Genomic DNA, 22,735 nt, shown 5'->3' with positions numbered 1-22,735 from the left:
GTCGCTCAGCAGACGTGGCGCTCGCGCGCCGGGTCGTACAGGTGGCTGTCCCGGAACTGCGACGCCGCCAGCGTGCGGCCGACGATGATCACCGCCGTCTTCGTGATCCCCGCCGCCTTCGTCTGTTCCGCGATGTCGTCCAGCGTGCCGCGCAGGACGACCTCGTCGGGGCGGCTGGCCATGGCGACGACCGCGGCCGGGCAGTCGGAGCCGTAGTGCGGCAGCAGCTCCGCGACGACGCGGTCGACGTAGCGGGCCGCCAGGTGCAGTACGAGCAGCGCGCCGCTGCGGCCGAGGGTGGCCAGGTCCTCGCCGGGAGGCATGGGGGTGGCCTGCTGGGCGATGCGCGTGAGGACGACCGTCTGGCCGACCGTCGGGACGGTCAGTTCGCGCTTCAGCGCGGCCGCGGCCGCGGCGAACGCCGGCACCCCCGGCACGACCTCGTACGGGATCCCGGCCGCGTCCAGCCGCCGCATCTGTTCCGCCACCGCGCTGAAGACCGAGGGGTCGCCGGAGTGGAGCCGGGCGACGTCGTGGCCCTCCTCGTGGGCGCGGACCATCTCGGCGACGATCCGGTCCAGGTCGAGCCGGGCCGTGTCGACGAGGCGGGCGTCGGGCGGGCAGTCGGCGAGCAGTTCGCGGGGGACGAGGGAGCCCGCGTACAGGCAGACCCGGCACGACGCGAGCGTCCGCGCGCCCCGCACGGTGATCAGGTCGGCCGCGCCGGGGCCAGCGCCGATGAAGTACACAGTCATGGGGCAGCTCCTGCCGGGGACTTGGTGACGGACCATTGGGTGACGGGCATCGCCTGGCGCCAGCCGGTGAAGCCGCCGACCGGGACGGCGTGCGCCACCGCGAGCCGTACGAGCTCGCCTCCGTGCCGCCGGTACCCGTCGGCCAGCAGCGCCTCGGACTCCAGCGTCACCGTGTTGGCGACGAGCCGGCCCCCGGCCGGCAGGGCGGACCAGCAGGCGTCCAGCAGACCGGGCGCGGTGAGTCCCCCGCCGATGAACACCGCGTCGGGCACGGGGAGTCCGTCGAGCCCCGACGGCGCGGCGGCGGTCACGATGCGCAGGCCCGGCACGCCGAGCGCCTCCGCGTTGCGGGCGATGCGTTCCGCCCGTACCGGATCCCGCTCCACGGTGACCGCCCGGCACGACCGGTGCGTACGCATCCACTCGATCGCGATCGACCCGGACCCGCCGCCGATGTCCCACAGCAGCTCGCCGGGCGCGGGCGCGAGCGCGGCCAGCGTCGCCGCGCGGACATGGCGCTTGGTGAGCTGGCCGTCGTTCTCGTACGCCTCGTCCGCAAGGCCGGGCACGGCCGACAGCCGTAGCGCGCCGGGCGCCCGTGCGCACTCGACGGCGACGATGTTGAGAGGGTCCCCGGGGGCGTGCGCCCAGGTGTCCGCGGTGCCGGTGACGTGGCGCTCCCGTACGGAACCCAGCTGTTCCAGTACGTGCATCCGGCTCGGCCCGTACCCCCGCTCCCGCAGCAGCGCCGCGACCGCGCCCGGCGTGCCCGCCCCCGCGCTGAGCGCCAGTACCCGCCGCCCGTCGTGCAGCGCTGCCGCGAGCGAGCCGAGGGGCCGGCCGACCAGGGGCACGGTCTCGGCGTCCTCCAGCGGCCAGCCGAGGCGGGCGCAGGCGTACGACACGGACGAGGGGTGCGGCAGTACCCGCAGGGCGTCGCCGCCGAGCTCCTCCGCGAGCGCGCGGCCGATCCCGTAGAACAGGGGGTCGCCGCTGGCGAGGACGGCCACGCGGCGCCCGGCATGCGTGGCGAGCAGCCCCGGCACTGCGGGCCGCAGCGGTGCGGGCCAGGTCACGCGCTCGCCCGGGCAGTCGGCCGACGGCACCAGGTCCAGCTGGCGCTCACCGCCGATGATCACGTCGGCGGCTCGCAGGGCGGCGCGGGAGCTGTCGGGGAGCCCGGCCCAGCCGTCGGCACCGATCCCGACGACGGAGACGGCGCGGTGGATCGGGCGGGGGTCGGGGCTCACGGACCGGAACTCTACTCAGTGTCCCCGGGCCCCGACCCGGGCGGGCCGATCACTTCTGGGCGTGCTCGCCCACGTAGAACAGCAGCCAGACGAAGCCCGCGAAGAGATGCGTCGCGAAGACGTACACGAAGACGCGCAGGGCGACGCCGCGCCCCTTCCAGCGCTCGCTCTCGCTCATCCGGACTCCTCGGGTGTCACAGCGTGCGGGGTACGTCGGTCCACAGTACGGGCGGAATACGACCGCGGTCGCTCCCGTTCACCATGATGGTTTAAGGTTCAACCAAATGAAACTCTGGAGGCGAATGCGATGCAGTTCGGCATCTTCACCGTCGGCGATGTGACGACCGACCCGACCAACGGCCGCACCCCGACCGAGCACGAGCGGATCAAGGCGACGGTCGCGATGGCGCTGAAGGCCGAGGAGGTCGGACTGGACGTCTTCGCGACCGGTGAGCACCACAACCCGCCGTTCGTGCCGTCGTCCCCCACGACCCTGCTGGGGCACATCGCGGCGAGGACCGAGAACCTGATCCTCTCCACGTCCACGACGCTGATCACCACCAACGACCCGGTGAAGATCGCCGAGGACTACGCGTACCTCCAGCACCTCGCCGACGGCCGCGTCGACCTGATGATGGGCCGCGGCAACACCGGGCCGGTCTACCCGTGGTTCGGGCAGGACATCCGCCAGGGCATCCCGCTCGCCATCGAGAACTACGCCCTCCTCCACAAGCTGTGGAGGGAGGACGTCGTCGACTGGGAGGGCCGGTTCCGCACGCCGCTCCAGGGCTTCACGTCCACGCCGCGGCCGCTGGACGGCGTCCCGCCGTTCGTGTGGCACGGGTCCATCCGCTCGCCGGAGATCGCCGAGCAGGCCGCCTTCTACGGCGACGGCTTCTTCCACAACAACATCTTCTGGCCGGCCGAGCACACCCGGCAGATGGTCCAGCTGTACCGGAAGCGGTACGCGCACTACGGGCACGGCACCCCGGAGCAGGCCATCGTGGGCCTCGGCGGACAGGTGTTCATGCGCAAGAACTCGCAGGACGCCGTGCGCGAGTTCCGGCCGTACTTCGACAACGCGCCCGTCTACGGACACGGCCCGTCGCTGGAGGACTTCACCCAGCAGACCCCGCTGACCGTCGGCTCCCCGCAGGAGGTCATCGAACGGACCCTGTCCTTCCGCGAGACCGTCGGCGACTACCAGCGCCAGCTGTTCCTCATGGACCACGCCGGCCTGCCGCTCAAGACCGTGCTGGAGCAGCTCGACATCCTCGGCGAGGAGGTCGTCCCGGTCCTGCGCAAGGAGTTCGCGAACCTGAGGCCCGCCGGGGTCCCGGACGCGCCCCTGCACCCCGCCGTCGCCGCCGCCCGTACGGCCGGTAAGGAGGCCTGACCATGGAGCAGTTGAAGCTCGTGGCCATATCCGCCGGACTGAGCAGCCCCTCGTCCACCCGGCTGCTAGCCGACCGCCTCGCGGAGGCGGTACGCGGCGAACTCGCCGAGCAGGACCGCAAGGTGGAGGTCGAGGTCGTCGAGCTGCGCGACCTGGCCGTCGCCATCGCCAACAACCTGGTGACCGGCTTCCCGCCGCCCGCGCTGGGCGCCGTGATCGACGCGGTGACGGACTCGGACGGGGTGATCGCCGTGACGCCGGTCTTCACGGCCTCGTACAGCGGGCTGTTCAAGTCCTTCTTCGACCTGATCGACCCGAACGCCCTGACCGGAAAGCCGGTGCTCATCGCGGCGACGGGCGGCACCGCCCGCCATTCGCTCGTCCTCGACCACGCCCTGCGGCCGCTCTTCACCTACCTGCGGGCCGTGGTCGTACCGACCGCCGTGTACGCGGCGTCGGAGGACTGGGGCTCGGGCGGCGACGAGTACACCGAGGGCCTGCCCGCGCGGATCCGGCGGGCCGGCGGCGAGCTGGCCAGGCTGATGGCGGCCCGGCCGGCGCGGGAGGCGGACGAGGCCGACGAGGTGACGGACTTCGAACGGCAGCTCGCGGACCTCCGCTTCGACTGATCCGAGGCGGCGGCGATGACCCGCCGCCTCACAGCTCCACCACGTCCGCCACCACACACCCCACGTTGTCCGGCCCGCCCGCCTCGTTCGCCAGCGCGATCCGGGTCCGCCGCGTGCAGCTCGCAGACGGACCGGACACGGGCGAGCGGCATACCGATGCGCCGCAGCCATGCCACCGGCCGAGCACGCTCCAGCCGGGCCTCGGCGTGGTAGCGGTAGCCCGTGACCGCGTCGACACGGTCCGGGGGCAGCAGGCCGAGCTCGTCGTAGCGCCGCAGGGTCTTCGCGGACAGCCGGGAGGCCCGTGCGAACGCTCCGATGGTCAGCAGCGACGCCATGCCCGATCCCCCGCCCTCTTCCTCGTACCGGGCGCCTCGCCCGGCCCCGCCGATGCTGGGGCTTCCCCCGCCGGGAAGGTCAAGCAGGAAGTGGAACATGGCGGCGGCCTGTGGCTCCATCCCTCGCAGAGCCACAGGCCGCCGTCGCCCCCCTGCCCGCGTCCCTCACTTGCGGTTGTAGAGGCGCATCGTCGCCGCGCCGAAGACGACCACGAAGACCGCCGACCAGCCCAGCGACCAGGCGGTGTCCGCCGTGGGCCAGTTGCCCGCCATCAACTCCCGTACCGCCGTGGCCAGATGGGTGACAGGGCTGTTGTTGACGAACGCCTGCAGCCAGCCTGGCATGGTCCTCGGATCGACGAAGACGTTGCTCAGGAAGGTCAGCGGGAAGATCACCATCATGCTGACGCCCATCACGGACTTCTCCGTGCGCAGCAGCAGGCCGAACATCGTCCAGACCCAGGAGAAGGCGAAGGAGAACACCATCAGCAGCGCGACACCGAGCAGGATGCCGACGACGCCGCCTTCCGGGCGGTAGCCGATGACGACTCCGACCGTCAGCATCACGACGGAGGCGATGAAGTAGCGGACGACATCGCCGAGGAGGTAGCCGACCATCGGGGCGGGGCGCCAGATCGGGAGCGTACGGAAGCGGTCGAACACGCCCTTGTCGATGTCGGTGTTGATCGCCACTCCCGTGTACATCGTGATCATCACGACGCTCATCACGAGGATGCCGGGCAGCAGGAACTGGATGTACGCGTCGACCGAGCCGGCCAGCGCCCCTCCGAAGAGGTAGGTGTACATCAGCACCATCATGATCGGGAACGCGGTCACGTCGAAGAGCTGCTCGGGCACATGTTTGATCTTGAGCATGGCCCGCCAGCCGAAGGTGAGCGACGCGGAGAGCGCGCTCGGCCGCGGCGGGCGGTCCTTGGCGACGAGCAGGGCCGCCAGATCCTCGGCCTTCGGGGCGACGAGGGCGATGTCGGCGGCTTCCTTGGTGGCGACGGTGCTCATGCCACGGTCTCCTTCGTGTCCGCCACCGCGGTGGCCTTCTTGTCGGTGAGGGCGAGGAAGACCTCGTCCAGGCTGGGCTGGCCCAGCGCGAAGTTGTCGACGGTGATGCCCGCCCTGGCCAGCTCGGACAGCGCCCGCGCGGCCTGCTCGGCCGCGCCCAGTTCGGTGCCGTGGCCGTTGACCCTGGCCGTCAGGGCGACCGGGTCCGGGTCCAGCTGGACCACCGCGTTCAGCGCGGCGGTCAGCACACGCTCGGCTTCGGGGCGCTGGTCGGCGTCCCGCAGACGCACATGGACCGCTCCGGAGCCGACGGATGCCTTCAACTCGCCCTTCGTGCCCTCGGCGATCACCCTGCCGTGGTCGATGACGGCGATGCGGGACGCCAGTTGGTCTGCCTCGTCCAGGTACTGCGTGGTCAGCAGCACCGTCGTGCCCTGCGACACCACGGCCCGCACGATGTCCCACACCTGGTTGCGGCTGCGCGGGTCGAGGCCGGTCGTCGGCTCGTCCAGGAACAGCAGGTCCGGGGTGTTGAGGATGGACGCGGCGATGTCGATACGGCGCCGCATACCGCCCGAGTAGTTCTTCACCTGCCGGTCGGCCGCCTCCGACAGCCCGAAGGCGTCCAGCAGCTGCCCGGCCCGCTCCCGGGCGGCCGGCTTGCGGTGGCCGAGCAGCCGGGCGAGCAGCAGCAGGTTCTCGGTGCCGGTGAGGTCCTCGTCCACCGAGGCGTACTGTCCGGTGAGGCTCACCCGGCTCCGTACGGCGTCGGCTTCGTGCAGCACGTCCTTGCCGAAGACCCGCGCCTCGCCGCCGTCCGGCCCGAGCAGGGTGGCCAGCACCTTCACCGTGGTCGTCTTGCCGGCGCCGTTCGGCCCCAGGAGGCCGTAGACGGTGCCGGCGGGCACGCGGAGATCGACGCCGTCGACGGCGCGGTTCTCACCGAACGTCTTCACCAGGCCCGTCGTCTCGATGGCCAGATCTGTACTCATTGTCGGGTTTCCTCGGTTCCCTCGGTGGCTCGGTCGGGGCGGAACGGTCTTCCAGGAGGTGCAGACTCCCGCCGTTGCACAAACTCACCGCATGAAGCCCGGTGAAAACCAGACGCCGCGCGGCCGCCGGATCGGATCCGGCGGCCGCGCGGTGGGCCGGGTGAGGACGGGCAGGTCAGCCTTGCAGGTCAGCCCCTGCAGGTCAGTCCCGCACGTCAGTCCTCGTGTGTATAGAGGTAGTAGAAGGTGACGCAGAAGGTGGCCGCCGCGAGCACCAGGGCGAGCACCGTCACCGTGAGGATGCTGCGCCCGCTCAGGCTGTACAGGTAGCCGACCGCGATACCCGTCAGCGCCGCGTACGCCGCCGCGCGCAGCTCACGGGGCAGCGACTGCTGGAAGCGGCCCAGCGCGAAGCACAGCCCCGCAAGCACCAGGCCGGAGACGAAGCCGATCACGAGTTGTGCCCCGACGGACGCCCCGGCCTCACGCGTCATGAACGACGTGTAGAAGCCGTAGATCACGCCGATGCCGAGGGGCAGCGCCCATCCGAGAGTGCCGTGGTGCCGGGCCGGTACCGCCGCATGTGCCATGGCAGAGCTCCTTCCGCTCCAACCGCTACTCCCCCACCAGCGGACACCCGCGCGGCGCGCGTGGCAAGTGGATCAGGCGGTCCCGTCCGGGGTGGCGCCACCGGCGGCGGAGCGGACCGCGACCGCGTCGATCTCGAAGGGCATCCCGGGCAGCGCCGGCGAGGCGACCCCGTTCAGCGTCCGGGCCGGCAGCCGCTCGCCCCACGCGGCATGCAGCGCCTTGCCGGGAATCTCCAGCTTCTCCAGGTCGTGCTCCACGGTGTACGAGCCGAGGCGTACGACGTGCTCGACCGGTGCGTCCGAGGACCCGGCTCCCGGCCCCTGCCGCCGGATCTTCGGGGCGAGGGCCGGGAGCTGCTCGCCGAGACGGGCGGGAGGCAGGTCGTGCTACGCCGCCGGCCGGGCGGCCGTGACCGCACGCTCGTGACCGAGCCGGCCCAGGTCGAGGCAGGCGTGCAGCGCCCACTCGGCGCCCTCACCCATCCCCATATCCCGGATGCCGGATATCCAGGATGTCCGGTGCGTGGGATGCAAGACCGGCAAGCGTCCTCAGTGCCCGCGCAAGTTCGCCCGCCGGCGGCGACGCCAGCCCGATCCTGACCGCGTCCGGCGCCGGGTGTGCGCCGGTCGCTGCCCCTGCTCCCACCACGCCCACCGCGAACGCCGAGCCCGGCGTCACCGCGATCCCGCGTTCGGCGGCGGCCGCGACGAACGTCTCCGCCCGCCAGGGAGCGGGCAGCCGCCACCAGCAGTAGTACGCGCGCGGGTCGGTGCCGATGTCGAAGCGGCCGAGGTACTCCCGCACCAGCAGGTGGCGCGCCGCCGCGTCCGCCCGCTTGGCCCCGGCCACCGCCGCCACGATCCCGTCGTCCGACCATCGCGTGGCCGCCGCGAGGCTGTAGCCTGCGGCGGTCCAGGCGCCGGACCGCAGCGCCCGCACGAGGGCCTCCCGGTGCCTCTCGGGCGGAACGAGATAGCCCAGCGTGAGTCCGGGCGCGAGCCGCTTGGAAAGGCTGTCGACCAGGACGGTCCGCCCGGGCGCGTGCGCCGCGAGCGGGGCCGGGCCTTCCGGCGCGAGGAACGCCCAGGTCGTGTCCTCTATCGCCGCGAGCCCCAACCCGTCGAGCGTCGCCGCCAGTTCGGCCCGCCGCGCGGACCCCGCCGTCACCGTCAGCGGATTGTGCAGGGTCGGCTGTACGTAGACGGCGGCGAGCGGTGAACCGCGGCAAGCGCGTCCGGACGCATGCCCTCCGCGTCGAGCGCGATCGGCACGAGGCTCACGCCGAGCCGTTCCGCGATCACTTTGACCAGCGGATACGTCAACGACTCGACACCGAGGCGACCACCGGGCGGCACGAGCGACGAGATCGCGGCGGCGATCGCCTGGCGACCGCTGCCCGCGAAGAGCACCCGGTCCGGCTCGGGCGCCCAGCCGTTCCTGGCGAGCACGGCGGCCGCGGCGCGGCGCGCCGCGGGCGTGCCGTCCGGCGCGGCGGGCCGGGTCGCCTCCGCGAGCACATCGGGCCGGGCCAGGGCCGCGAGCCCGTGCGCCATCAGCTCCGACTGACCCTCCACCACCGGGTAGTTGAGTTCCAGGTTGACCGGGGCGTCGCCGACCGCCTCGGCGAGCGCGGGCCCGGGCAGCAAAGGCGCCGACCGCACGAACGTCCCGCGTCCCACCTCACCCACCACGAGGCCCCGTCGCACGAGTTCGCCGTACACCCGGATAGCCGTCGAGGGCGCGATCCGGCGCCTGCGCGCGTACGTCCGCTGCGGCGGCAGCCGGTCGCCGGGCCGCAGCCGCCCCTCCGCGATGTCGTACGCGATCTCGTCGGCGAGCCGCCGGAAGTCCTGCATCTCCGCCCTCCCAGGATTGCACCGAGAGCAAAGATCTTATTGCACCGAGGAGTTGGGGCGCCTAGCGTCGGGAGCATGCCCTCCGCACTCATCGCCACCCGCACCGACGACCTGACCGACGGCCTCACCGTCGGATACGACGACAAGGGTTCCGGCCCCGCGCTCGTCCTGGTCCACGGCCATCCCTTCGACCGCTCGATGTGGGCCCCGCAGCTCGCCGCGTTCTCGGCCACGCACCGGGTCATCGCCCCTGATCTGCGCGGTTACGGTGCCTCCACCGTCGTCCCCGGAACGACGCGCCTCAGCGACTTCGCCACCGACCTGGCCGCCCTCCTCGACCAGCTCGGCGTGCCCCGCTTCGTCCTCGGCGGCCTCTCCATGGGCGGCCAGATCGCGATGGAGTGCTACCGCCTCTTCCCCGAGCGCATCACCGGCCTCGTCCTCGCCGACACCTTCCCGGCCGCCGAGACCGAGGAGGGCAAGGTGTGGCGCAACGCCATGGCGGACCGGCTCCTCAGGGAGGGGATGCGGGGGTACGCGGACGAGGTGCGGGACACGATGGTGGCGCCCTACAACACCGAGGCCTCGGAGACCGTCCACCGGATGATGCTCGCCGCCCCGCCGGAGGGCGCGGCTGCGGCGCTGCGCGGGCGCGCCGAGCGCCCGGACTACCGCGAGCTGCTCACCCGGGTCCCGGTCCCGGTGCTGGTGGTCGTGGGACGCGACGACGCGTACACCCCGGTGGCCGATGCCGAGGCGATGCACGCGGCGATCCCGGACTCGACGCTGTGCGTGATCGAGGGGGCGGCCCATATGCCGAACCTCGAGCGGCCGGAGGAGTTCGACGCGGCGCTGCGGGCGTACCTCGAACGGCTCAGCTGAAATATCCGATCAGCATCCCCGGCCGCATGCTGGCGCCATGAGCCAGAACACAGCACCGACCGCTCCCCGGACCCCCGGGCCAAGTCCCAAGAGCAGCTGGGCCGAGGGCGGCACACTCTTCGCCGGCATCCTGCTGACGGTCGTCGGAGTGATCGGCATCCTCGAGGGAATCGCCGGCATCGCCGAGGACGACGTGTACGTCCGCATCGGCAGCTACATCTACTCCTGGGACCTCACCGCCTGGGGCTGGATCCATCTGATCATCGGGATCCTCGCCGTCGTCGCGGGCTTCGGCATCCTCAAGGGCATGGAATGGGGCCGGGCCCTGGGTATCGCCCTGGCGTCGCTCAACATCATCCTCCAGTTCCTGTTCCTGCCCTACGCACCGGTGTGGGCGATCTTCTCGATGGCCATCTCGGTGTTCGTGATCTGGGCACTGGCGACGGACAAAACCCCTGCCAAGGTCTGAGGGCCGCGGGGCACCGTCCCCGCATGCCCCGCTCCGCCGCGCCAGTGTTCCTTGCGCCCCTGCCCCGGTCCGGCACGGCCGAACTCCTCGGCCGGGCGGCCGCGTGGCGGTGGTTCGAGGTGGCCACGGCGCCCGGGCGGGTGCGAGGGCGTGACGTCCACTGGTACAGCGGCCCGCTCGCGGCCGACCGGATCGGCGGGCCGCTCGGGCTCGGCCTGCTGGAGCCCTCCGACGACTGGCTGACGTCGCTCCCGTACGAGCTGACGCGGCGCCGCATCCGGCTGACCACGCCGGCCGATGCCTGGACGCTGAGGTCGCCGTCGTTCGTCAAGCCACCGTCCGACAAGTCGGTCCCGGCCGCTGTGTACGAGGACGGGACCTGCCTGCCGCGCACGGGTGAGCGGTGGGCGGTCGTGGAGGCCAACATGCGGTGGTTCGCTCAGAGTTGCGCCGCCGAGCCCGCCGCGATCCTCGATGTCGTCGTCCGCGCGGCGGGGGCCCGCCGACGGGTCGCGCCGACAGATGTCCGGTATCTCCGGGGACCTGCGCCCGACTGTGCCGGGCACGCGCCTCGATGACGGACACCCGGGCCACCCGGCGGCGGCACCGGGCGGCAGGCCTCGCCCCCCTACTCGCCGTTCGCCAGGGCGTCGAACTCGTGCGCGTCGTGCGACGAGAAGATGCGGACCAGCCGCGGATGCGCACGGCGCAGCTGCATCAGCCGCTCCAACTGACCCAACCGCAGTTCGTGGTCGTCCGCGACGAGCCGCTGGTGCAGCGCGAGCGTCCGCGGACAGCGTGGCCGCCGGAGATCGATCTCACCGTGGAAGAAGTACGCGTCGCCCGCGTGCAGCAGCCAGCGGTCCGGCTCCTGGACGGCGACCGCGCTGTGGCCACGGGTGTGGCCCGGCAGCGGCACCAGCAGGATGTCGGGAGCGCGCAGCACACGGGACGCGGGGAAGCCGAACCAGTCGAAGTCGGCGGTGTCGTGGACGATCCAGTCCACGCCGTGCGCCCACTGGGCGGGCAGATAGCGGTTCGCCTCGAGGCGGGTGTCACGGCGCATCGCCGACCGGTACTCGTCGGCCATCACGTGCACCCGGGCGTGCGGGAAGTCGGCGATGCCGCCGGCGTGATCCAGGTCGAGATGGGTGATGACGATGTCGCTCACGTCGTACGGGTCGTAGCCGAGTGCCCTCACCTGATGTACAGCCGTACGGGACAGATCGAGCTCGGGCCGCAGCGTGTGGCGGAACAGCGCACCGAGCCGCCGCGGCTCCGAGACCTCCGCAGCACCCAGACCGGTGTCCACGAGGACCAGCCCGCTGCCGGTCGCGATCAGCAGGCAGTGCGAGACGAGCGGAGCGCCGCCGAGGGGGCGCATGGGTGCGCAGTCGAGGTGGTGAATGGTCAGCGAGGAACGCCGCTGAGGGGTGGGGGTGGTACGCACAGACATCTGTGCCTCCTGCTGCCAGGGGGAGACCCGGCGGGAGGCCGGGCTGGGAGAGGATGGTGGCGGTACTGACGTGGATGCGTACATCTCGCCCCGCCTCCCGTGCAGTTGTGCCACTTACACCGTAAGTATGAAGAGGAGAGAAGCACTTACGCTGTAAGTCGTCAAGCGTTACCGCGCGTAGCCACCCGAAAGAGGAGCCACCACCCATGGCCCACGGATCAGGACGCGAACTGCCCCGACCCCGCGAACCGTTGACCCGGGAACGCATCGTCGGAGCGGCACTGGTGATCATCGACGAGGAGGGGGTCGACGGACTGTCCATGCGACGGATCGCCGCCCGCCTCGGGGTGCAGGCGATGTCGCTGTACAACCATGTGCAGGGCAAGTCGGACATCCTGGATGGGGTCACCGAGTACGTCACCACGCAGATGCGCATGCCGCGGCGGATGACGGGAAGCTGGGAGGACGGTGTCCGCTCGATCGCGTACGCCTTCCGGCAGGCGGCGCTGCGGCACCCGCGCGCGTGCGAACTGGTCCTGCTGCGCCAGCTGTCGACGCCGACGGCGCTCGCGCCCGTCGACACGATGCTCGCGATGATGCTCGACCACGGCTTCGACGAGGAGACGGCGGTGCACGCGCTGCGGCTGTTCATCTCCTTCCAGGTCGGCTCCCTGCTGTGGCACGTCCACACCTCGCCGTCGGGCGCCGGCCGCGATCCGGCGGCGATACGGGAGGCCCGCACCGCGTACTTCGCGGGTTCGGGCTTCCCCGCGGTGGCGAAGGTCGCGCCGATCCTCGCGGTGAACGACCACGAGGCGGACTTCGCGTTCGGCGTCGAGCTCATGATCGACGCGCTCCGGAGCCTCGCTCCGGTCCGCGACCAGGCCTCCGCGCCCGCTGCCGTCCCGGTGCCGGACGGCGGGCCTCGGCGCCGCACGGTCTGAGGTGTGCCCGGCACCGTCCCTGCGGCCCGGGGTCCGTCCTCGAACGCCTGGGCAGGCTTGGAATGCGCCCCGTACCGGCAGGAGGGGCCGGGGTGTCCGTCGCAACCCGGACGGGCCGGGCGTGGGCTTGGGGGCCCGAGGGCCTGCCCCGGCCCCACACCCCCCGAGTGGCCGAACGCCACGCGTCGGCGCAGGCTTGGGCGTATGAGAACGGCCCGAGGCGCCTCGCGCGCCCGCAACGCACTCATAGGCGTCGCCACCGCCGTACTGATCGCGGCGGGAGCCACTGCCTGTTCCGACACCGACCAGACACCCGAGTCCCTCGCCTCGAAGGCGAGCGAGGCCGTCGCGTCCGCAACGGCCCGGCTGTCCGACATCCAGGGCGGCTTCAACGCCAAGGGCGACGTGAAGGCGGGCGCCACCGAGAACAAGGACGGCCGTGCCGTCTCCGAGATCACGGCGACCAACAGCTCGGGCGGCTCCGCGGACTACACGATCCAGGTGAACTTCAAGGACGCGGACGGCAACCTCCTCGACGCCGCGGTCGTCACCATCAACGACGTCCCGGCAGGGGGCTCGAAGACGGGCGAGGCGCGCAGCAACCGCGATCTGTCCGGCGCCCCGGAGGCCGAGATCGCCCGGGCGGTACGGCACTGAGGCACTGACGGCGGTGGCCGCAGAACTCTTCCCGCGCGCCGACCGTTCGACGGGCATGGATCCTCTCGACACCGGCCGGGCGAGGCAGTCCACCACGGACCCCGCCCCTGCGGCACGGACGACTGCGCGGACGGCGTGGACTGCGCGGACGGCGTGGACTGCGCGGACGGCACGCCCGGCCCGGACCGCCACCGCCTGGTCCGCCGGGCTGCTGCTCGCCGCGGTCGCCGTCGTCGTCGGCTGCCGAGCCGCCGGAGTGGACGCGTACACGCCCGTTCCGCAGCTCCTCGCGTTCCTGCCCTGGCTCCTGGTGCCCGCCGTGCTCGCCCTGCTCCTCGCCGTGCTGGCCCGGCACCGCGCGCTCGTCGTGTGCGCGGTCGTGGTCCTGGCCGTGACGGGCTGGTACGTGCGGCCGTACGGGGCGGGAGCGACCCACCCGCGCGGCCCCGTCGTCGCCCAACTCCGGGTGCTCACAGCGAACGTGGAGTTCGGGCAGGCCACCCCGGACCTCATCGGCACCGTCCGCCGCGAGAAGCCGGACCTGGTGTTCGTCCAGGAGTGCGCCCGCGCCTGCAGCGACGCACTCGCCGCCCGGATTCCGCGCGCCGACTACCCGTACCGGCACGTCGTCGAGGGTGATCTCGCCCATGGCTCCGCGATCCTCTCCGTCCATCCGATCAGGAACAGCCCGGGGATTCCCGGCGAGCTGGCCATGCCGGGGGCCGAGGCGCGGATCGGGGGCCGGGCGGTCCGGTTGCAGCTCGCGCATCCACTGCCGCCCATCCCCGGCGGCATCGGGTCCTGGCGCGAGGAACTCGGCCTGGTGCGCGCGTACGCCGCCGACAGCAGGGGCACGCCCACGATCCTCGCGGGCGACTTCAACGCCACCCAGGACCACGCCGCCTTCCGCCGCATCCTCGACGCCGGGGCCCTGCACGACAGCGCCCGCGTCGCCGGGGCCTTCCGCACCCCCACCTGGCCCGCGACGAGCCCCCGTCCCTTCGGCGCACAGGTCGACCACGTGCTGGTCAGCGACGACTTCGGGGTCCTGGACGCCAGGATCCTCGACTTCGCCGACACCGACCACCGTGCCCTTCTCGTACGCCTCGAACTGCACGGAGGCTGACCCCATGGCGCAGGAACACGGACGGCTCTCCCCGCCCCCATGGCTGGTCAGGGGCCTGCGCCCGCAGCCCGCGCCCATCCCCTGGGCCGCCGTGGTCCGCGCCTCCGTCGCGCTGTCGGCGCCCCTCGCGGTCGGCTTCGCCACCGGCCGGCCGGTGTACGGGGCACTCGTGTCGATGGGCGCCCTGACCGGAGTGATCGGCGACACCGCCGACGCGTACCGGATGCGGATCTTCAACATCGCGGTCCCGCAGCTCTTCGGCGCCGTCGGCGTCACCCTCGGCACACTCGTGTACGGCCGGGGCTGGCTCGCCGTCGGCGTCCTCACCCTCGTCGCGCTCGTCTCCGGGATGATCTCGTCGATCGGTGCGGTCGCCTCCGTGTCCGGTCTGCTGCTGCTGCTCAACGCGGTGGTCGGGGCCGGCCTACCGCTGCCCAGCCCCTGGTGGATGGCGCCGCTGCTGCTCTCCCTCGGCGGCTGCGTGGTCCTCGCGCTCGCCCTCCTCGGCTGGCCGCTGCGCGGCGGCGTGCCCGAGCGGGCGGCGGTCGCCGCCACCTATCGCGCGGTCGCCGACCTCCTCGAAGCGGCGGGCGGCGACATCGGCACCTACGACACCCGCCGGCAGGCGGCCACCGAATCGCTCAACACCGCCTACGACGTGATGCTCGCCCGCCGTACCCGCGACCACGGCCGCAACCCGTCCCTCACACGGCTGCTCGCACAGCTCAACGCCGTCATCCCCGTCGTCGAGGCCGCCCCGGCCGCCCATCAGCGGGGACGCCCGGTGCCCGCAGCGGTCCCCGCCGCCATGAGGACCCTCGCCGACGCGGTCGAGGAGGCCCGCACCGGCGACCCCGGCCTCGCTCTGCCGCCTCCCCGCACCACCGCCGAACGGGCCGTGGACGAGGCCGTGCGCCACGCGGCCACGGTCGTCCACGCGGCCGACCCGGACCCGAACAACGTGGACGACCGTCTCGGCCGCCCCGCCGCCCTGCGCATCCGGGCCCGCCGCACCGCCCGCAACGTGCTGTTCTCCGAGGCGTCCTGGCGCTACGGGCTCCGGCTCGCCCTGTGCATCGGCCTCGCCCAGGCCCTGGTCTCGCTGGTCGCGCTGGACCGCTCGTACTGGGTCACGCTGACCGTCACGTTCGTCCTCAAGCCCGACTTCGGCTCGGTCTTCTCGCGGGCCGTCGCGCGGGGTCTGGGCACGGCGGCGGGGCTGGTGGTGGCCGCGGCCGTGCTGGCGGAGGTGCCGCGGGGGTGGTGGGACGTGCCGGTGATGATGGTGCTCGGCGCGCTCATCCCGGCGTTCTCGGCGAAGGGGTACGCCTTCCAGACCGCGGCGATCACCCCCGTGATCCTGCTCCTCTCCGACCTGATCAACCGGCAGGGCACCGGCCTGATCCTGACGCGGCTCGTCGACAGCCTCATCGGCTGTGCGATCGCGTTGGTCGCGGGCTATCTGCTGTGGCCGGAGAGCTGGCACACGCGCATCGGCGACCGGCTCGCCGACGCCGTCGCGGACGCGGCCCGCTACGTGGAGATGTCCTTCGCGGCGGACGCCGACCAGGGGATGCGCGCGCGGTCGCGACGGCGGCTGTACCGGGAGCTCTCCGCCGTGCGCTGCGAATTCCAGCGGGCCCTGACCGAGCCGCCGCCGACCGGGACCCGTGCGACCGCGTGGTGGCCGCTCGTCGTCGCCGTCGAGCGCATCGCCGACGCGACGACCGCGGCGCGGGTCCGCGTCAGGCAGGGGGCGCCGCCCCCTGCCCCCACGGAGGTCGCGGAAGTCGTCCACCACTTGCGCGAACTGTCCGACGGCCTCCACTCCAGCAAGGAGCTCTACGAGGTACGGGCCGACCTCCACGGCGACGAGCGCAGCGTCCTCTCCGCGCTCCGCCAGGAGGTGACGGCAGCCCGCGCCATCGCGTCGCCCCGCGGCGGCTAGGCGGCGCCTGCGGGGGCTTTCTCCCCGCCCTTTCCCGAACCGGGGCGAGCCCCCAGCCCTCACCGGGGCTTCGCCCCGGACCCGTTCCCGGGGACCCGCCCCCCCCGAACGGTGCGCTCCTCGAACGACGGAGGGGCTGGATTTCCGGGGCCCCGCAGCGACGGGGCATCCCCGGGCGAAGCCCTGGGGCAGGGTGGGCACCACCGACCCACCGGCCCGCACCCGCACACCGAGCCCGCCGGCGCGCGAGGACAGCACTGGGGTGCCGTCCCAGCCCGTGTGGCGCTTGAGGAGTGACACCCCGCCCCGCCCGGCAGTACCGCGGGCGTTCCCAGCCCGCCGGCGCAGGAGAACGGCACCGAGGCGCCCTTCCAGCCCGTCCGGCGCCTCAGGACAGCACCGGGGCGAGGACGGACGCCCCGCCCGGCGGTACCGGGCACGCCCTGCGCGAGGGCCGCGGCGTCTACCCCGGACGTCCGTGCAGGCGGTCCAGGTCGCGGCGGTCGCGCTTCGTCGGGCGGCCGGCGCCGCGGTCGCGGACGCCCATCGGCGCCACGAACTCGCGCGGCGGAGGGGGCGGGCTGTTGTCCACGTAGCACTCCACCGCCGCGGGCGCGCCCACCCGCTTGCGGATCACCCGCGACACGACGACGATCCGCTCCCGCCCCGCGTGGAACAGCCGCACCTCGTCCCCCGTCTGCACCGCATGCGCGGGCTTGACGCGCTCGCCGTTCACACGGACATGGCCGCCGCGGCACGCCGCCGCCGCCTGGGAGCGGGTCTTGGTGAGCCGAACCGACCAGATCCAGCTGTCGACCCGTACGGTCCCCTCGGCCCGTGCCGGCCCCGCGGGCCCTTCGTGATCCGCCATACGACCGACTGTACGTGGGAGGACTACGATGCGCTCCGTCTCCCGGGCACGGAAGGATCGCTTCAGCTCGGCGAACGAATCCTGATACATCGCCATATGCCCTGCCACACAAGGACATTCGATGAGCAGCAACACCGGCAGAGGGCTACAGCCCAATGTCCTCGGCACGTTCGACACGATCGTGATGGCCATCGCGGGCAGCGCTCCCGCGTACTCGCTCGCCGCCACCACCGCGGTCCTGGCCGGAGCCGCCGGGCTGGCGAGCCCTGCCGCGCTCCTGTACTGCGCGATACCCATGTTCGGCATCGTCCTGGCGTTCAGCCGCCTCGGGCGGATAGACGTCAACGCGGGAGCGAGCTACTCCTGGGTGGGCCGCACACTCCACCCCTTCCTCGGCTTTCTCTCGGGCTGGGCCCTGGTCGTCTCCGCGACGATCTTCATGGTGGCCGGCTCACTGCCGGCCGGCGCGATGACCCTCGCACTCTTCGACCCCGGCCTCGCCGACAACACCTTGCTCGCCACGGTCGTCGGTGCCGGCTGGTTCCTCGTCATGCTGCTCGTCGTCCTCGGCGGCGCCCGGCTGACCGTACGGGCGCAGCTGCTGATGACCGGCGTCGAGCTGGTCCTCCTCGTGCTCTTCCTCCTCGCCGCCCTGCTGCACAAGGGCGCCGCGCACGCCTTCGACTGGTCCTGGCTGGGCTTCTCGCACTTCGACGGAGCCTCCGGCTTCGCCTCGGGCGCCCTGATCGCCGCGTTCTACTACTGGGGCTGGGACGTCACCAGCAACCTCAGCGAGGAGACCCGTAACAGCCGCAGGACCGCGGGGCTCGCCGCCCTCGTCGGCGTCGGCGTGGTCTTCCTGCTCTTCGAGGCCGTCACGATCGCCGTGAACGTCATCCTCAGCTCCGAGCAGATCCAAGAAGGCAGCGGAAACGTCCTCGGCGTGCTCGGTGACGAGATCTGGCCCGGCGTCGGCGGAAAACTCCTGATCGTGGCGGTGATGCTGTCGACGGTCGCGACGCTGGAGACGACCCTGATCCAGGTCACGCGCTCACTCTTCGCGATGGGCCGCGACCGTACGATGCCGCCCGCGCTCGGCACGGTGCACCGCCGCTGGAACACGCCCTGGGTGGCGATCGCCGTCGTCGGGGCGGTGGCCCTCGCGATGTTCGCCGCCGCGACCGCCCTCGGCTCGGTCGGCCAGATCCTCAGCGACGCGGTCAGCGCGATCTCGCTGCAGATCGCCGTCTACTACGGCCTCGCGGGAGTCGCCGCGGTCGTCGCGTACCGCAAGATGCTGCTGACAACGGTGTCAAACTTCCTCCTCGGCGGGCTGTGGCCGCTCCTCGGCGCCGCTTTCATGTTCTGGACGTTCTTCGCCTCGCTCGGCGAGCTCAGCGGCGTCGCGGTCGCGATCGGCCTGGGCGGGCTGGGGGTCGGCCTGGTGCCGATGCTCTGGTACTGGCGGCGGGGGAGCGCCTACTACCGGCCGGCGAAGCTCGACGCGGTCCGCGCGATCGAGATGGAGCAGCCGTACGCGGGTGCCGCATCGGGCCGTCCCGATGCCGACCGCGACGCCCTGGCCACCGACTTCTGAACGCCCCAGCAGTAGGCAGACCTCCCCTACGCCCTGCGGCGTGGGGGACCCCGAGAAAGCAGGCACCCCCCATGGCCGCTGCTCGCCGCCGCTTCGAGCCCGTCTTCGACCCCGACTCCGGCGACCGCGCGCTCACGGAGGCCCGGCACGACATCGTGATCGGCCGCTGGCAGGGCGTACGGGATCTGCTGCACGCCACCGGCGACAACTGGCCGCGCCGCACGCACCGGGTGCGCCAGCTGTCGCACGCGGCGGCGGGTTCGTCGGCGGTCGAGGCGTGGCGCGCGGCCGAACCCGACAACCCGGACGCGGCCGTGCTGCGTGCCGCGACCGAGGTGGTCCGGGTCTTCGACCAGGCCATCGCGGCGGGCCGGGGCGCCGGGGTCGACCGGGCCCAGCTCGACGTGGCGGTGATGGTCTGCCTCGGCGCTGCGGAGTCGGCTCCGGCCGACCCGATGCCCTGGGTGTCGCTGCTGACGGTGGCCCGGCTGTACGAGGGCGGGGTGGGCCGGCGCGAACTGCGGGGCTGGTGGGACGAGTTGCGCCGTCGCGACCCCGACAACGTCGAGGGGCATGTGCAGTTGCTGCGCTATTGGTCGGCGCGGTGGCACGGCACCCACGGCGCGATGTACGACGTCGCGCGTGACGCGGCGGGCGCGGCGCCTTCCGGATCCCCGCTCCCGGTCCTGGTGCAGATCGCGCGCGTGGAGGAGTTCCGGTACGTCGCCGAGGGCTCGCTGGGCCGCGGCCGCAGGCACGGGGACTCCCCGGACTACGGCCAGCACTGGAAGCACGAGCTGGCGGTGACGGAGGTGCGGCGCACCTGGGAGCGGTGGCTCGGCGGCCGGGAGAACGGCCCGGTGCTCCCGGAGGAGATCCCCGAACTCAACTATCTGACGCACGCGGCCTGTTACGCCGGGGAGACGGAGCTGGCCCGCGGGCTGTTCGGGATGCTGGGCACGCGGGCGGCGCGGGTGCCGTGGTCGTACACGGGCGACCCGGCGGAGCAGTTCGTACGCCTCCGCAAGGCGACGGGTCTCGACTGACGCCTCACGGCGGGCGCGGGCTCCTCCCCGTGGGCCCGGCGGGAGCGGCCGGGCCCACGGGGGTCACTGGAGTCAGACGCCGATGTCGCGGCCGTCCTTGCGGTAGACGGCGACAACCGACGGGCGCACGATCCTGCCCGGTCCGTCGGGCCACACCGACGCGGGCTTCTCGACGGTCGCGCCGTCGAGCTCGCCCGGGTGCTGCACGGCGACGATGACGCGGCGGTCCTGGATGATCGGGCCGCAGGTCTCGGCGCCCTTCGGAACGGTGAGGAACTGCTTCAGCTCACCGCGCCGCTCGCCCTGCGTGGCGACACCGAACAGGCCGTCGTGCGAGCCGAGCTGAGCACCGTCGGTGGATATCCACAGGTTGCCGTGCGGGTCGAAGGCCACGTTGTCCGGGCAGGAGATCGGGCTGACCGTCTCCTTGGGGTAGCCCGCGAAGTACGTGGCCGGGTCCTCCGGGTCACCCGCGACCAGGAAGAGCCGCCAGGCGAAACCGTCGCTCGTCGGGTCGTCCCAGTGCTCGGCGAGCTCGAGGATCTGGCCGTGCTTGTTGAGGTTGCGCGGGTTGGCCTCGTCCGCGCCGGCCTTGCCGGGCTTGCCGCGGTCGGTGTTGTTCGTCAGCGCGATGTAGACGCGTCCGGTGCGGGGGCTCGGCTCGACGTCCTCGGGGCGGTCCATCTTGGTGGCGCCGACCTTGTCACCGGCGAGGCGGGTGAAGACGTACACCTCCTCGGCCGTCATGCCCTCGACGTGCGAGACATCGCCGGTGGCCAGCGGGATCCACACGCCGGTGCCGTCGAACTCGCCGTCGTTCGGGAGCTTGCCGGTGCCGTCGATCTCGGCGGCCGGGGAGTCACCGGTGAGCTTGGCGACGTACAGGGTGCCCTCGTCGAGCAGGGTGAGGTTGTGCTCGCGGGCGGCGCGCGAGTCGCCCTTCTTCATCCGCTTCGACGAGACGAACTTGTAGAAGTAGTCGAAGCGCTCGTCGTCGCCCATGTAGACGACCGGGCGGCCGTCACGGGTGAGGCGGGGCTGCGCGGCCTCGTGCTTGAAGCGGCCGAGGGCGGTGCGCTTACGGGGCGTGGAGTCGGGGTCGTACGGGTCGAGCTCGACGACCCAGCCGAAGCGGTGCGACTCGTTGGGCTCCTGGGCGGCGTCGAAGCGCTTGTAGAAGCGCTCCCACTTGCGCTCGGTGGCGCCGGTGCCGAGGCCGTAGCGCTTGTCGGTGGCGCTGGTGCCGTTGGCGAAGTACTGGTTGAAGTTCTCCTCGCCGTGGAGCGTGGTGCCCCAGGGAGTGGTGCCACCGGCGCAGTTGTTGAGCGTGCCGAGGACCTTGGTACCGGTCGGGTCGGCGGAGGTCTTGAGCAGATCGCTGCCCGCGGCCGGGCCGGTGAGACGGAACTCGCTCGTCGCGGTGAGGCGGCGGTTGAGCCAGTGGCGGGTGACGGGCGTGAGCTTGCCGCTCTTGCGCTCCTCCTGGACCACGACGACGGAGAGGCCGTGGGCCGCCCAGGCGATCTCGACCTGCTCGCGGGTGGGGTTGGCCGGGTCGTAGCCCTTGAACATCAGGACTTCGTCCGTGTACTCGTGGTTGGCCACGAGGACCTGGCGGCCGTGCTCGCGCAACGGGAGCAGGCTCAGGAAGTCGTTGTTGTAACCGAACTGGCCGGCTTGCGCCTTGGCGGTCTGCCTGTCGGCGTCGAAGGCCGGGGCGCCACGGAGGATGGGCTCACCCCAGCGGATGACGACATTCTGGGTGTAACCCTCAGGAACGGTCACCTGGTCGGCGGTGTTCGGCGCGACCGGCGTGAAGCGGAGACCACGGGCACCGGAACCGGTGCCGCCGTGGCTGGCGCCGGCAGCGGCGGCGGCCGTCGCCGCCTGTGCGGACGGCGCGCCCTGCGTCATGACGGCACCGCCCGCGGCGGTGGCGACGGTCACGACGGCGGCGGCGCGCATCATGGAACGGCGGGAGAGCGCACCGGCGATGATGTCGCCGGCGTACTCGTTTCCGCTGGTGTTCGGTACCTCGTGGAAGCAGGCGTCACCACAGCGGTAACGGCAGGTGAGGGCGGACCGGCCGCCCGCGTGGTTCGTACCCAGGAGCGGCAGCAGTTTGCGCACTTCTTCCCCCAGACCTCTCGGCGCACCCTGCGCCGACATCGTGTCGGAATATGTCCGGCCGTGACGCTAGGGGCACACATGTGCACTGTGGCGGCGGTCAAGTGAACACGGAATGAATGCGGGTCGACCGGGGCGGTCTTGACACCGGAGGGGGTTGCCGAGCTCACGCGCGGGCGGCCGCTAACCTTACGTGTCCGTCGTGGCCAGGGATGCGGGGCTGCCGCCCCGACGTCCTCGGACCGGACATGGATCGCACCCAAATCACGCGAAAGGCCTCGCCCATGGGCATTCGGAGCTTGCTGCGCAAGGTGTTCGGACGCGAGCGTACGGAGCCGTCGTCCTCGGCCGCCTCGACAACGACCCAGGCCCCCGCCGCCGTCCCGCCCCAGGCCGAGGCCCCCGACGGGACCGCCTCCCCGGAGGATCGCGCGGCGGACCTCGTGGCGGCGTCCTTCGACAACCCGTCGCCGCGCGCGACGATCCCGTCGGCGAGGACGACGGAGGAATCGGCGCACACGACCGAGCAGGTGACGGCGGACGGGGGCGAGCCCGCCGTCACCCCCTCCGGGGAACCGGAGCCCGCCGAGAACCGCGCGACCACCGACACCGACACCGCCCCACAGGCGGACGCGGACACCACCGACGCGACCGACGAGCCGGGGACGGCAGAGTCCCCCGACCCGAAGCCCGCCGAGAACCGCGCGACCACCGACACCGACACCGCCCCACAGGCGGACGCGGACACCACCGACGCGACCGACGAGCCGGGGACGGCAGAGTCC

General features: G+C 72.5%; 20 protein-coding genes and 4 pseudogenes. 12 read left to right on the top strand and 12 right to left on the bottom strand.

The genetic code is table 11. The features are described 5' to 3' along the window. Positions 1-5: 5 nt before the first annotated feature. From cobM to ABT078_RS16185, 3 genes are read right to left on the bottom strand one after another with little or no spacing between them, the layout of a single operon-like run. Positions 6-755 (bottom strand): precorrin-4 C(11)-methyltransferase, encoded by a 750-nt coding sequence (gene cobM, locus ABT078_RS16195; RefSeq protein WP_351228061.1) that lies wholly within the window; start codon positions 753-755, stop codon positions 6-8. Next, entirely contained in the window at positions 752-2,005 is a 1,254-nt protein-coding gene (gene cbiE / locus ABT078_RS16190; RefSeq protein ID WP_351228059.1) for a precorrin-6y C5,15-methyltransferase (decarboxylating) subunit CbiE, read from the bottom strand. The genes cobM and cbiE overlap by 4 nt, the downstream gene beginning before the upstream one ends. A gap of 49 nt (positions 2,006-2,054) precedes the next feature. Continuing rightward, the gene (locus ABT078_RS16185; protein ID WP_351228057.1) at positions 2,055-2,183 is read right to left on the bottom strand and encodes a DUF6126 family protein; all 129 of its coding nucleotides are present in this window, start codon (positions 2,181-2,183) and stop codon (positions 2,055-2,057) included. A gap of 129 nt (positions 2,184-2,312) precedes the next feature. Here ABT078_RS16185 and ABT078_RS16180 point away from each other — a divergent pair, with 129 nt between their 5' ends. After that, the gene (locus tag ABT078_RS16180; RefSeq protein WP_351228055.1) at positions 2,313-3,401 is read left to right on the top strand and encodes an LLM class flavin-dependent oxidoreductase; all 1,089 of its coding nucleotides are present in this window, start codon (positions 2,313-2,315) and stop codon (positions 3,399-3,401) included. Between the two features lie 2 nt (positions 3,402-3,403). Next, the gene (locus tag ABT078_RS16175; RefSeq protein ID WP_351228053.1) at positions 3,404-4,030 is read left to right on the top strand and encodes an FMN reductase; all 627 of its coding nucleotides are present in this window, start codon (positions 3,404-3,406) and stop codon (positions 4,028-4,030) included. 107 nt (positions 4,031-4,137) lie between these two features. Here ABT078_RS16175 and ABT078_RS16170 read toward each other — a convergent pair. The 6 genes and pseudogenes from ABT078_RS16170 to ABT078_RS16145 all read right to left on the bottom strand — a co-directional run. Then, a pseudogene (locus ABT078_RS16170) lies at positions 4,138-4,368 on the bottom strand (MerR family transcriptional regulator); the annotation flags it as partial. A gap of 165 nt (positions 4,369-4,533) precedes the next feature. Next, complete coding sequence (locus tag ABT078_RS16165) at positions 4,534-5,388, bottom strand: ABC transporter permease (RefSeq protein WP_351228051.1); 855 nt, start codon at positions 5,386-5,388, stop codon at positions 4,534-4,536. Then, positions 5,385-6,380 carry an ATP-binding cassette domain-containing protein gene (locus tag ABT078_RS16160; protein WP_351228049.1) on the bottom strand — a complete coding sequence of 332 codons (996 nt, stop codon included), beginning with the start codon at positions 6,378-6,380 and terminating at the stop codon, positions 5,385-5,387. The genes ABT078_RS16165 and ABT078_RS16160 overlap by 4 nt, the downstream gene beginning before the upstream one ends. Before the next feature lie 215 nt (positions 6,381-6,595). Next, positions 6,596-6,970 carry a hypothetical protein gene (locus tag ABT078_RS16155; RefSeq protein ID WP_351228047.1) on the bottom strand — a complete coding sequence of 125 codons (375 nt, stop codon included), beginning with the start codon at positions 6,968-6,970 and terminating at the stop codon, positions 6,596-6,598. 72 nt (positions 6,971-7,042) lie between these two features. Beyond that, positions 7,043-7,258, bottom strand: a pseudogene (locus ABT078_RS16150) (hypothetical protein); the annotation flags it as partial. A gap of 187 nt (positions 7,259-7,445) precedes the next feature. Continuing rightward, positions 7,446-8,827 (bottom strand): annotated as a pseudogene (locus tag ABT078_RS16145) (aminotransferase-like domain-containing protein). Positions 8,828-8,902: 75 nt separating this feature from the next. On the opposite strand from ABT078_RS16145, the gene ABT078_RS16140 reads away from it, so the two are divergent. The 3 genes from ABT078_RS16140 to ABT078_RS16130 are packed head-to-tail and all read left to right on the top strand — an operon-like array spanning position 8,903 to position 10,756. Continuing rightward, positions 8,903-9,709, top strand: a complete 807-nt coding sequence (locus ABT078_RS16140; protein ID WP_351228045.1) for an alpha/beta fold hydrolase — start codon at positions 8,903-8,905, stop codon at positions 9,707-9,709. Between the two features lie 37 nt (positions 9,710-9,746). Further along, positions 9,747-10,178: a DUF7144 family membrane protein gene (locus ABT078_RS16135; RefSeq protein WP_351228043.1), complete on the top strand. Its 432-nt coding sequence runs from the start codon at positions 9,747-9,749 to the stop codon at positions 10,176-10,178. Positions 10,179-10,201: 23 nt separating this feature from the next. After that, entirely contained in the window at positions 10,202-10,756 is a 555-nt protein-coding gene (locus ABT078_RS16130) for an ATP-grasp domain-containing protein (protein ID WP_351228041.1), read from the top strand. A 50-nt stretch (positions 10,757-10,806) separates the two neighbouring features. On the opposite strand, the gene ABT078_RS16125 is transcribed toward ABT078_RS16130, so the two are convergent. Next, positions 10,807-11,634 carry an MBL fold metallo-hydrolase gene (locus tag ABT078_RS16125; RefSeq protein ID WP_351228039.1) on the bottom strand — a complete coding sequence of 276 codons (828 nt, stop codon included), beginning with the start codon at positions 11,632-11,634 and terminating at the stop codon, positions 10,807-10,809. A 206-nt stretch (positions 11,635-11,840) separates the two neighbouring features. On the opposite strand from ABT078_RS16125, the gene ABT078_RS16120 reads away from it, so the two are divergent. The 4 genes from ABT078_RS16120 (at position 11,841) to ABT078_RS16105 (ending at position 16,309) form a co-directional block, all read left to right on the top strand. Next, positions 11,841-12,578 carry a TetR/AcrR family transcriptional regulator C-terminal domain-containing protein gene (locus ABT078_RS16120; protein ID WP_351228037.1) on the top strand — a complete coding sequence of 246 codons (738 nt, stop codon included), beginning with the start codon at positions 11,841-11,843 and terminating at the stop codon, positions 12,576-12,578. A gap of 204 nt (positions 12,579-12,782) precedes the next feature. Continuing rightward, a complete protein-coding gene (locus tag ABT078_RS16115) occupies positions 12,783-13,235 on the top strand; it encodes an FxLYD domain-containing protein (protein ID WP_351228035.1) in 453 nt (150 codons plus the stop codon). A 13-nt stretch (positions 13,236-13,248) separates the two neighbouring features. Continuing rightward, a complete protein-coding gene (locus ABT078_RS16110) occupies positions 13,249-14,361 on the top strand; it encodes an endonuclease/exonuclease/phosphatase family protein (protein ID WP_351228033.1) in 1,113 nt (370 codons plus the stop codon). A gap of 4 nt (positions 14,362-14,365) precedes the next feature. Further along, on the top strand, positions 14,366-16,309 hold the full coding sequence (locus tag ABT078_RS16105) for an FUSC family protein (protein ID WP_351228031.1): 1,944 nt from the start codon (positions 14,366-14,368) through the stop codon (positions 16,307-16,309). A gap of 463 nt (positions 16,310-16,772) precedes the next feature. On the opposite strand, the gene ABT078_RS16100 is transcribed toward ABT078_RS16105, so the two are convergent. Next, entirely contained in the window at positions 16,773-17,180 is a 408-nt protein-coding gene (locus ABT078_RS16100) for an RNA-binding S4 domain-containing protein (protein ID WP_351228029.1), read from the bottom strand. A 121-nt stretch (positions 17,181-17,301) separates the two neighbouring features. On the opposite strand from ABT078_RS16100, the gene ABT078_RS16095 reads away from it, so the two are divergent. Continuing rightward, positions 17,302-18,777, top strand: coding sequence for an APC family permease (locus ABT078_RS16095; protein ID WP_351228027.1), 1,476 nt, complete (start codon positions 17,302-17,304; stop codon positions 18,775-18,777). Between the two features lie 71 nt (positions 18,778-18,848). Continuing rightward, positions 18,849-19,823, top strand: a complete 975-nt coding sequence (locus ABT078_RS16090; RefSeq protein ID WP_351228025.1) for a hypothetical protein — start codon at positions 18,849-18,851, stop codon at positions 19,821-19,823. A gap of 72 nt (positions 19,824-19,895) precedes the next feature. Here ABT078_RS16090 and ABT078_RS16085 read toward each other — a convergent pair whose 3' ends face one another. Then, positions 19,896-21,953: a PhoX family protein gene (locus ABT078_RS16085; protein ID WP_351228023.1), complete on the bottom strand. Its 2,058-nt coding sequence runs from the start codon at positions 21,951-21,953 to the stop codon at positions 19,896-19,898. Positions 21,954-22,234: 281 nt separating this feature from the next. On the opposite strand from ABT078_RS16085, the pseudogene ABT078_RS16080 reads away from it, so the two are divergent. Beyond that, positions 22,235-22,735: pseudogene (locus ABT078_RS16080) on the top strand (hypothetical protein); the annotation flags it as partial.

Origin of the sequence: Streptomyces sp. NPDC002133 (genome assembly GCF_040296405.1) — a bacterium.
GTDB lineage: Bacteria > Actinomycetota > Actinomycetes > Streptomycetales > Streptomycetaceae > Streptomyces.
The sequence above is the reverse complement of the archived record's forward strand: the minus strand, read 5'-3'. Positions and strand labels throughout refer to the sequence as shown.

What these genes read in the sequence shown, in the direction of transcription:
- cobM (WP_351228061.1), bottom strand. Translation starts at nt 755, where the DNA reads ATGACTGTGTACTTCATCGGCGCTGGCCCCGGCGCGGCCGACCTGATC.
- ABT078_RS16185 (WP_351228057.1), bottom strand. Translation starts at nt 2,183, where the DNA reads ATGAGCGAGAGCGAGCGCTGGAAGGGGCGCGGCGTCGCCCTGCGCGTC.
- ABT078_RS16180 (WP_351228055.1), top strand. Translation starts at nt 2,313, where the DNA reads ATGCAGTTCGGCATCTTCACCGTCGGCGATGTGACGACCGACCCGACC.
- ABT078_RS16175 (WP_351228053.1), top strand. Translation starts at nt 3,404, where the DNA reads ATGGAGCAGTTGAAGCTCGTGGCCATATCCGCCGGACTGAGCAGCCCC.
- ABT078_RS16165 (WP_351228051.1), bottom strand. Translation starts at nt 5,388, where the DNA reads ATGAGCACCGTCGCCACCAAGGAAGCCGCCGACATCGCCCTCGTCGCC.
- ABT078_RS16160 (WP_351228049.1), bottom strand. Translation starts at nt 6,380, where the DNA reads ATGAGTACAGATCTGGCCATCGAGACGACGGGCCTGGTGAAGACGTTC.
- ABT078_RS16155 (WP_351228047.1), bottom strand. Translation starts at nt 6,970, where the DNA reads ATGGCACATGCGGCGGTACCGGCCCGGCACCACGGCACTCTCGGATGG.
- ABT078_RS16140 (WP_351228045.1), top strand. Translation starts at nt 8,903, where the DNA reads ATGCCCTCCGCACTCATCGCCACCCGCACCGACGACCTGACCGACGGC.
- ABT078_RS16135 (WP_351228043.1), top strand. Translation starts at nt 9,747, where the DNA reads ATGAGCCAGAACACAGCACCGACCGCTCCCCGGACCCCCGGGCCAAGT.
- ABT078_RS16130 (WP_351228041.1), top strand. Translation starts at nt 10,202, where the DNA reads ATGCCCCGCTCCGCCGCGCCAGTGTTCCTTGCGCCCCTGCCCCGGTCC.
- ABT078_RS16125 (WP_351228039.1), bottom strand. Translation starts at nt 11,634, where the DNA reads ATGTCTGTGCGTACCACCCCCACCCCTCAGCGGCGTTCCTCGCTGACC.
- ABT078_RS16120 (WP_351228037.1), top strand. Translation starts at nt 11,841, where the DNA reads ATGGCCCACGGATCAGGACGCGAACTGCCCCGACCCCGCGAACCGTTG.
- ABT078_RS16115 (WP_351228035.1), top strand. Translation starts at nt 12,783, where the DNA reads ATGAGAACGGCCCGAGGCGCCTCGCGCGCCCGCAACGCACTCATAGGC.
- ABT078_RS16105 (WP_351228031.1), top strand. Translation starts at nt 14,366, where the DNA reads ATGGCGCAGGAACACGGACGGCTCTCCCCGCCCCCATGGCTGGTCAGG.
- ABT078_RS16100 (WP_351228029.1), bottom strand. Translation starts at nt 17,180, where the DNA reads ATGGCGGATCACGAAGGGCCCGCGGGGCCGGCACGGGCCGAGGGGACC.
- ABT078_RS16095 (WP_351228027.1), top strand. Translation starts at nt 17,302, where the DNA reads ATGAGCAGCAACACCGGCAGAGGGCTACAGCCCAATGTCCTCGGCACG.
- ABT078_RS16090 (WP_351228025.1), top strand. Translation starts at nt 18,849, where the DNA reads ATGGCCGCTGCTCGCCGCCGCTTCGAGCCCGTCTTCGACCCCGACTCC.